We start from the raw sequence: 8,378 nt of genomic DNA on the forward strand, positions 1-8,378 counted from the left end.
GCACATGGCCGCCGCGCTCGCGGGCTGGCGCGACCTGGCCAAGGGGCTGGGCTGGCAGGGCCAGTTGCGCCGCGCCGGGGTCAGGCACATCAAGAGCGTGGCAAGCCTGCGCGCGCTGGGCGGAGAACGCCTGAGCGAAATCGAATATACCTTGCGCAGCGGCCGTACCGAACGCCAGCCCGCGAGTGTATTGCTGGCGCACGAAGGTGTCGTTCCCTCTATCCACATGACGCGCGCGCTGGAATGCCGCCACCACTGGAACCCGGTGCAAGCCTGCCTGGCGCCGGACGTGGACGAATGGGGCCAGACCAGCCAGCCCGGCGTCTATGTGGCGGGCGACGGTGCCGGCATAGGCGGCGCCAGATCCGCGTGCATTCGCGGCGAACTGACTGCCATCGGTATCGCGCTGGCCGCGGGCCGGTTCACGTCCGAACAGGCGCTGGCCCGTGCGCGGCCTTTGCGCGAGCGGCTGGCGGCCGAGCTGCGGCTGCGGCCTTTGCTGGACGCCCTGTATCCCCCGCGCGCCAGCGTCTTCGCGCCTTCGGATGACACGGTGGTGTGCCGCTGCGAAGAGCTGACGGCAGGCGATATCCGCCAGGCGGCGGCGGTGGGGCGGCCCGGCCCCAACCAGATCAAGTCGATTACGCGGGCCGGCATGGGGCCCTGCCAGGGCCGCCAATGCGGCTACACCATCGCGCACATCCTGGCCCAGGCGCAGGACAGGCCGGTGGCTGAAGTGGGCTTCTACCGCATCCGTCCTCCCTTGAAACCGTTGACACTGGGCGAGCTGGCTTCGCTGGACAGTGGGGATTCCGCGTCATGAGCGCGCGGCATTCTGACGTGATCGTGATCGGCGGCGGGTTGCATGGCCTGTCGGCCGCGCTGCACCTGGCGCGCGCGGGGCAGCGCGTGGCCGTGCTGGAACGGGCATGGGTGGGGCGCCATGCTTCGGGCGCCACCGCCGCCGGCGTGCGCACGCTGAATCGCGACCGGGGCGAACTGGACCTGTCGCTGGAGGCCATCGAGATGTGGCACCGGCTGGAGGAACTGGTGGGCGACGACTGCGGCTTTCATGCCAACGGCCAGATCTGTGTGGCGGAAACCCCGGCCGCGCTGGCGCGCCTGCAGGCGCATGTGCATGCCTTGCAGGCCGACGGCTACACGCATGAAGAACTGCTGGATGCCCGGGAGCTGCGGCGCTGGCTGCCGGAACTGAGCCCCCATTGCCTGGGGGCATCGCTGGCGCGCCGTGATGGCGCGGCCGACCCCCATCGCGCGTTGCGGGCATTCCGCCGGTGCGCGGAATCGGCGGGCGCGGCGATCGTCGAGCAATGCGGCGTGACATCTATCGAGCGGCGGGGCGACGACTGGTGTGTCGCGGCCGGCGGGCGCGAATGGCGCGCCCCGGTGCTGGTGAACGCGGCCGGAGCCTGGGGCGCGCGCGTTGCCGGCATGGTGGGCGATGCAATCCCGCTTGCCACCAAATCGTCCATGATGATGGTCAGCGAGCGCCTGCGTCCCTTCATCAAGCCGGTGGTGGCGATCATGGGGCGGTCGCTGTCGTTCAAGCAGTCGGACCAGGGCACGCTGGTAATAGGCGGTGGACTGCAGGGCGTTCCCGACCTGGACCGCGAAACTTCCACGGCCCGCATGGGAGTGCTGTCCAAAGGCGCGCGCGCCGCCACCGACCTATTTCCCGCGGTGCGCGACGTGCGTATCGTGCGCGTCTGGGCCGGCCTGGAAGCCAAGACCGAAGACCTGCTGCCCGTGATAGGCGCGTCGCCGAATGCGCCGGGCGTGTTCCATGTCTTCGGGTTCTCGGGCCACGGGTTCCAGCTGGTGCCGGTCGTGGGCGCAGCCCTGGCTGACCTGGTGGTGCGGGGCGCTACGTCCCGGGCTATCGGCAAATTGTCGGCGCAACGCCTGATGGCCCCCGCGGGCCAGGAGAAACATACATGACGCGCTACGCAATCCGGCGGCTGCTGCTTGCCGTTCCCACCTTGCTGGCCATGCTGACGGCGGTGTTCGTGCTGGTGCGGCTGGTGCCCGGCGACCCCGCCGCGGTCATGCTGGGCGACCAGGCCAGCGCCGAAGCCCTGGCCGCGTTGCGCGACCGCCTGGGGCTGGACTTGCCGACGCACGTGCAGTACCTGCACTTCCTGGGCGACATGCTGACAGGCAACTTCGGCGTGTCGATGGCCAGCGGCCGCACGGTGCTGCAGGAAGTAGCGCTGGTGCTGCCCTGGACACTGGAGCTGACGGCGGCGGCCATCCTGATCGGCGTGCTGTTCGGCCTGCCCATGGGGATCTGGGCCGCGCTGCGCCGCAATGCCTGGCCCGACTACCTGGGGCGTGTGCTGTCGCTGACGGGCCTGTCGTTTCCCGCCTTCGTGTCGGCCATTCTCATGCTGCTGGTATTCGCCATTCAGCTGGGCTGGTTTCCGGTCATTGGTTCGTCGGTATCGGGCGACTGGGGCACGCAGTTGCGCAACCTGGTGCTGCCGGCCTTCAACCTGGGCTTGATCATGACGGCCTACGTCATGCGGGTGACCCGTTCGTCGATGCTGGGGGTGATGGGCGAGGACTACGTGCGCACCGCGCGCGCCAAGGGGGTGCGGCCCCTGCGGCTGGTGTTGCGGCATGGACTGCGCAACGCGCTGATCCCCATCGTGACCGTGGTGGGCCTGTATTTCGGCACGCTGATCGGTAATTCGGTGCTGACCGAGATCGTGTTCAACCGCCCTGGCCTGGGCAAGCTGATCCTGGGCGCCTTGAATGCGCGCGACTATACCTTGCTACAAGGCCTGATGGTGGTGTTTGCCTCGTGCGTGATCGTTGTGAATCTACTGACCGACCTGGTGTACGGGCTGGTCGATCCTCGGGTGAAATACAAATGAGTGTTGCCGCCACGCTTTCCGTCGCGCAGCCCAATGCCTTGTTGCAGGCCTTGCGCAAGAATCGTCTTTCATGGGTGGGGCTGGGCCTGCTGCTGCTGATCGTGCTGGCCGCCGTACTGGCGCCCTGGCTGGCTCCGCACGACCCCTTGCAGCAGAACATCGTCTCGCGCCTGGAGCCGCCCTCGGCGGAATTCTGGCTGGGCACCGACAGTTACGGCCGCGACGTGCTGTCCCGCCTGCTGTACGGTGCGCGCGTGTCATTGCTGGTGGGTTTCGTGGCCATCCTGATCGCCATGTGCATAGGCGCCACGCTGGGCATCGTGGCGGGCTATGTGGGCGGACTGGTCGACCAACTGATCATGGGCTTCGTGGATGTGCTGCTGTCGTTCCCCACCTTGCTGCTGGGCTTGATGGTGGCGGCGATGCTGGGCGCCAGCCTGGAGAACCTGATCATCGCCATTGCCATTACCGAGATCGCGCCCTTCGTGCGCGTGGCGCGCGCGCCCACCATCGCCCTGAAGCAACGCGATTTCGTCGAGGCAGGCAGGGCGCTGGGCTACGGCCCGCTGCGGCTGATGGGGGTGCATATCCTGCCCAACATGATTTCCGACGTGGTGGTGCTGGGTTCGCTGTGGATGGCATCGGCCATCCGCACCGAGGCGTCGCTGAGTTTCATCGGGCTGGGCGTGCCGCCGCCCGCGGCCACCTGGGGCGGGATGATCCGCGAGGGGTTCGAGAATATCCTGGACGCCTGGTGGCTGACAGTATTCCCCAGCATCGCGATCTTGTTGACCGTGCTGGCCCTCAACTTACTGGGCGACGCGTTGCGCGATGCCATCGATCCCAAACTGCGTTCGGAGCGTTCATGAGCCAGGCTGATTCAGTACTCGAGCTGCGCAATCTGCGCACGGAGTTCCGGGTGGGGGGCGGTTGGCATGCCGCCGTGCGCGACGTATCGCTGTCGGTTGGAAGGAATGAAACCCTGGCGGTGGTGGGCGAATCGGGCAGCGGCAAGAGCGTAACGGCATTGTCGATTCTGCGCCTGTTGCCGCAGGCAGGAGCCCGGCACGGCGGGGGGCAGATCCTGCTGGAAGGCGAAGACCTGGCGCAGTTGCCGGAAAAGCGCATGTCGCGCCTGCGCGGCGACGCCATCGCCATGATCTTCCAGGAACCGATGACTTCGCTGAACCCCACCATGACGGTGGGCGACCAGATTGCCGAGGCCATCCGCCAGCATCGGCGCATGTCGTGGGCGCAGGCGCGCAAGGCGGCGCTGCAGGTACTGGAGGAAGTGAAAATTCCCGCGGCGGCGCGCCGGTTCGACGATTATCCGCACCAGTTTTCGGGTGGGATGCGGCAGCGTGTCATGATTGCGATGGCCCTGGCATGCAAACCGAAGGTGCTGCTTGCCGACGAACCCACCACCGCGCTGGACGTGACTATCCAGGCCCAGATCCTGAGCCTGCTGGCGGAACTGAAATCCGCGCATGGCATGGCGGTGCTGTTCATTACGCACAACCTGGGCGTGGTGGCGCAGATCGCCGACCGCGTAGCCGTGATGTATGCCGGTGAAGTGGTGGAGACGGCCGATGTCGAGACGTTGTTCGCGCGTCCAACCCACCCGTACACCGAGGCCCTGCTGCGTGCCATGCCTCGCGTGGACACCGATACCGACGTGCTGGAGCCGATTGCGGGCAGCGTGCCCGCCATTACCGCCATGCCGGGCGGTTGCGCGTACGCCGCAAGATGCCCCTTGAAAGAGCCGCGCTGCGAGCAGCTGCGGCCCACACTGGAAGCGGTGGGGGATGGACACCAAGTGCGCTGCCTGGTGCGCGCACCGAGCATTCAAGGACAGGCATGAGCAAACTCTTGCAAGTACGCAATCTGGTCAAGCATTTCGAAAGCGGCGGCGGCTGGCTGGGCGGGGCGCGGCAGGTGGTGCGCGCGGTCAATGACGTATCGTTCGAGGTCGCCCGCGGGCAGTCGCTGGGCCTGGTTGGCGAGTCGGGCTGCGGAAAGTCGACGGTGGCGCGCGCCTTGCTGCGCCTGATCGAACCGGATTCGGGCAGCGTCGAGTTCGACGGAAAGGACCTGCGGCAGGCCAACGCCGCCCAGATGCGCGCCTTGCGCCGCCGGATCCAGATCGTGTTCCAGGACCCCTACGCCTCGCTCAACCCGCGCCTGACGGTGCGCCAGGCGCTGGCCGAGCCTTTGCGCGTACACAGGCTGGGCTCCCCGGCGCAGATCGGCGCCAAGCTGGAACACATCATCCAGGAAGTGGGCCTGCCCGTGTCCGCGCTGGACCGCTACCCTCACGAGTTCTCGGGCGGACAACGCCAGCGCATCGGCATTGCGCGCGCGCTGGTACTGGATCCGGAACTCATCGTGGCCGACGAACCCGTATCGGCACTGGACGTATCGGTGCAAGCCCAGATCCTGCAATTACTCGAGCGCCTGAAAAGGGAACGGGGCCTGTCGTTCGTATTCGTGTCGCACGACTTGGGAGTGGTGCGCCATTTTTGCGATACCGTCTGCGTCATGTACCTGGGCCGCATCATCGAACAGGGCCCCACCGCCCAGGTGCTGGACCGTCCATTGCACCCCTATAGCCGGGTGCTGCGGGATTCTTCGCCGGTTCCGGATCCCCGCGCGCGCATTCGCCTGGCGCGCATCGAAGGCGAGATTCCCGCCCCGACCAATCTGCCCCCGGGCTGCACGTTCCACCCGCGCTGCGCGCGGGCCCAGGCAGACTGTTCCGCCCGCGTGCCCGCTCTGGCTACCCTGCAAGCCCCACGCATGGCCGCCTGCTTTCATCCCTTGGTCGAACCCGCCTGAGGCGCCGGGCAGGGACTGCCCGTGGGCAGCCCCGCCGGCTATCCTTTACCTGTATTGGTGTAAACCCGCATTCCTTGCGTGGCCTTCGCTTGCGGTATATAGTTGAAACCTAAACTAATTGGCGTGGCGCAGTTGCCTGCCACTGCCCGGTTTCACGGAGCCTGTCGCGCAATGAAAATCGTCTGCCTGGGCGGCGGCCCCGCCGGCCTGTACTTCGGCCTGCTGATGAAGCTGCGGGATCCCGCCAACGAAGTCACCGTCATCGAGCGCAACCGTCCGTACGACACCTTCGGGTGGGGCGTGGTGTTTTCCGACGCCACCATGGACAACCTGCGCCAGGCCGACCCGGTGTCCGCGCAGACCATCGGCGATGCGTTCAACCACTGGGACGACATCGACATCCACTTCAAGGGCCATAGCGTGCGCACGCACGGGCACGGCTTCATCGGCATCGGCCGCAAGCACCTGCTGAATATCCTGCAGGCGCGCTGCGAAGAGGTGGGCGTGAAACTGGTGTTCGAGACCCTGGTGCAGGACGACCAGGCCGTGGCGCGGCAGTACGACGCCGATCTGGTCATTGCCTCGGACGGCATCAACAGCGGGGTGCGCACCCGCTACGCCGATACCTTCCAGCCCGATATCGACACGCGGCGCTGCCGCTTCGTGTGGCTGGGCACTACCAAGGTATTCGACGCCTTTACCTTTGCCTTCGTGCAGACCGAACACGGCTGGTTCCAGGCGCACGCCTACCGCTTCGAAGACGGCCTGTCGACGTTCATCGTGGAAACGCCGGAAGAAACCTGGCAGGCCGCGGGTATTGCCGACATGAGCCAGGAAGAGGGCATCGCCTTCTGCGAAAAGCTGTTCGCGCCCTGGCTGGATGGCCACAAGCTCATCAGCAACGCGGCGCATTTGCGGGGGGCTGCCATCTGGATCCGCTTCCCGCGCGTCATCTGCAATACCTGGGTGCACTGGAACACGCTGGACACGCCGCGCGGCCAGCGCCGCGTGCCGGTGGTGCTGATGGGCGACGCCGCGCACACCGCGCATTTCTCGGTGGGGTCGGGCACCAAGCTGGCGCTGGAAGACGCTATCGAACTGGCGCGCTGCCTGGGGGGCGCGCAAGGCGGCCTGGACCAAGGGTTGCAGCACTATGCAGATGTGCGCAGCTTGGAAGTGCTGAAAATCCAGAACGCCGCACGTAATTCCACCGAATGGTTCGAGAACGTGCAGCGCTACGCGGGGCTGGACCCCGAACAGTTCGCCTATTCGCTGCTGACCCGTTCGCAGCGTATTTCGCACGAGAACCTGCGCGTGCGCGATGCCGAGTGGCTGCGGGGCTACGAGCGGCAGCTGGCCAGGCAGGCTGGCGCCGCCGACGCGCCTGGCGCGCGGCCGCCGCTTCCCATGCTGACGCCCTACAAGGTTCGCGGGGTGGAACTGAAGAACCGCATCGTGGTCTCGCCCATGGCCATGTATTCCTGCGTGGACGGCGTGCCGGGCGATTTCCACCTGGTGCATCTGGGCGCCCGCGCGCTGGGCGGCGCCGGCATGGTCATGGTGGAAATGACCTGCCCCTCACCGGACGCGCGCATCACGCCGGGCTGCCCGGGGTTGTGGAACGACGGCCAGGCGCGGGCCTTTGGCCGCATCGTCGATTTCGTGCATGCCAACGGCGATGCGCGCATCGGCATCCAGCTGGGCCACGCCGGCCGCAAGGGGTCCACCCAGCTGGGCTGGCAGAAAATGGACTACCCCTTGCCGGAAGGCAATTGGCCGCTGCTGTCGGCGTCCGCGCTGCCTTATCTGCCGGGGGTGTCGCAAACCCCGCGCGCCATGGACCGCGCCGACATGGACCGCGTGCGCGACGATTTCGCGGCCGCGGCGCGGCGTGCCGCGCAGGCCGGTTTCGACTGGCTGGAATTGCACTGCGCCCACGGTTATCTGTTGTCCAGCTTCATCTCTCCGCTGACCAACCAGCGCGATGATGACTACGGCGGCAGCCTGGAAAACCGCCTGCGCTATCCGCTGGAAGTGTTCCGCGCGGTGCGCGAGGCGTGGCCCCAGGACAAGCCCATGTCGGTGCGCATTTCGGCGCACGACTGGGTGGAAGGCGGCATTACCGCCGACGACGCGGTCGAGATCGCGCGCCATTTCAAGGCGGCCGGCGCCGACATGATCGATTGCTCGTCGGGGCAGGTCAGCCCCGATCAGCGCCCGGTATACGGGCGCATGTACCAGACGCCCTTCGCCGACCGGGTGCGCAACGAGGCCGGCATTCCCACCATCGCGGTGGGCGCCATTTTCGATGCCGACCACGCCAACGGCATCATCGCATCGGGCCGGGCCGATCTGTGCGCGCTCGCGCGCCCGCACCTGGCCGATGCATCCTGGACTTTGCGCGAGGCCGCGCGCGTGGGCTATTGCGATACCACCTGGCCGCGCCAGTACCAGGCGGGCAAGCGGCAGCTGGAAACCAACTTCGAACGCGCCGCCGCGCTGGCGCAACAGGACGCGAAATGAACGATTCGGCACTTTCCCTTGCGGGCCGGCATGCGCTGGTGACGGGCGGCGCCCGCGGCATCGGACTGGCCTGCGCCCAGGCGCTGCTGCAGCGCGGCGCCGCCTTGACGCTGCTGGGCCGCG

At 67.2% G+C, this 8,378-nt stretch carries 8 protein-coding genes; all 8 read left to right on the forward strand.

All coding sequences use genetic code 11. The features are described from left to right. Positions 1 to 823, forward strand: an 823-nt coding sequence (locus LPZ50_RS18005; RefSeq protein WP_230663258.1) for a (2Fe-2S)-binding protein, incomplete at its 5' end; no start/stop codon positions are given. Further along, positions 820 to 1,959, forward strand: coding sequence for an NAD(P)/FAD-dependent oxidoreductase (locus tag LPZ50_RS18010; protein WP_230663260.1), 1,140 nt, complete (start codon positions 820 to 822; stop codon positions 1,957 to 1,959). The genes LPZ50_RS18005 and LPZ50_RS18010, both read left to right, overlap by 4 nt. Next, positions 1,956 to 2,897: an ABC transporter permease gene (locus tag LPZ50_RS18015; protein ID WP_230663263.1), complete on the forward strand. Its 942-nt coding sequence runs from the start codon at positions 1,956 to 1,958 to the stop codon at positions 2,895 to 2,897. Before LPZ50_RS18010 ends, LPZ50_RS18015 begins: the two co-directional genes overlap by 4 nt. After that, a complete protein-coding gene (locus LPZ50_RS18020; protein WP_230663265.1) occupies positions 2,894 to 3,766 on the forward strand; it encodes an ABC transporter permease in 873 nt (290 codons plus the stop codon). The genes LPZ50_RS18015 and LPZ50_RS18020 overlap by 4 nt, the downstream gene beginning before the upstream one ends. Beyond that, complete coding sequence (locus LPZ50_RS18025) at positions 3,763 to 4,758, forward strand: ABC transporter ATP-binding protein (RefSeq protein WP_230663267.1); 996 nt, start codon at positions 3,763 to 3,765, stop codon at positions 4,756 to 4,758. The genes LPZ50_RS18020 and LPZ50_RS18025 overlap by 4 nt, the downstream gene beginning before the upstream one ends. Continuing rightward, positions 4,755 to 5,732, forward strand: a complete 978-nt coding sequence (locus tag LPZ50_RS18030; RefSeq protein ID WP_230663269.1) for an ABC transporter ATP-binding protein — start codon at positions 4,755 to 4,757, stop codon at positions 5,730 to 5,732. The genes LPZ50_RS18025 and LPZ50_RS18030 overlap by 4 nt, the downstream gene beginning before the upstream one ends. Positions 5,733 to 5,903: 171 nt before the next feature. Then, complete coding sequence (locus LPZ50_RS18035; protein ID WP_230663271.1) at positions 5,904 to 8,255, forward strand: bifunctional salicylyl-CoA 5-hydroxylase/oxidoreductase; 2,352 nt, start codon at positions 5,904 to 5,906, stop codon at positions 8,253 to 8,255. Next, positions 8,252 to 8,378, forward strand: a 127-nt coding sequence (locus tag LPZ50_RS18040) for an SDR family NAD(P)-dependent oxidoreductase (protein ID WP_230663273.1), incomplete at its 3' end; no start/stop codon positions are given. The genes LPZ50_RS18035 and LPZ50_RS18040, both read left to right, overlap by 4 nt.

The organism is Bordetella petrii, assembly GCF_020991325.1.
Lineage (GTDB): Bacteria > Pseudomonadota > Gammaproteobacteria > Burkholderiales > Burkholderiaceae_B > Bordetella_A > Bordetella_A petrii_E.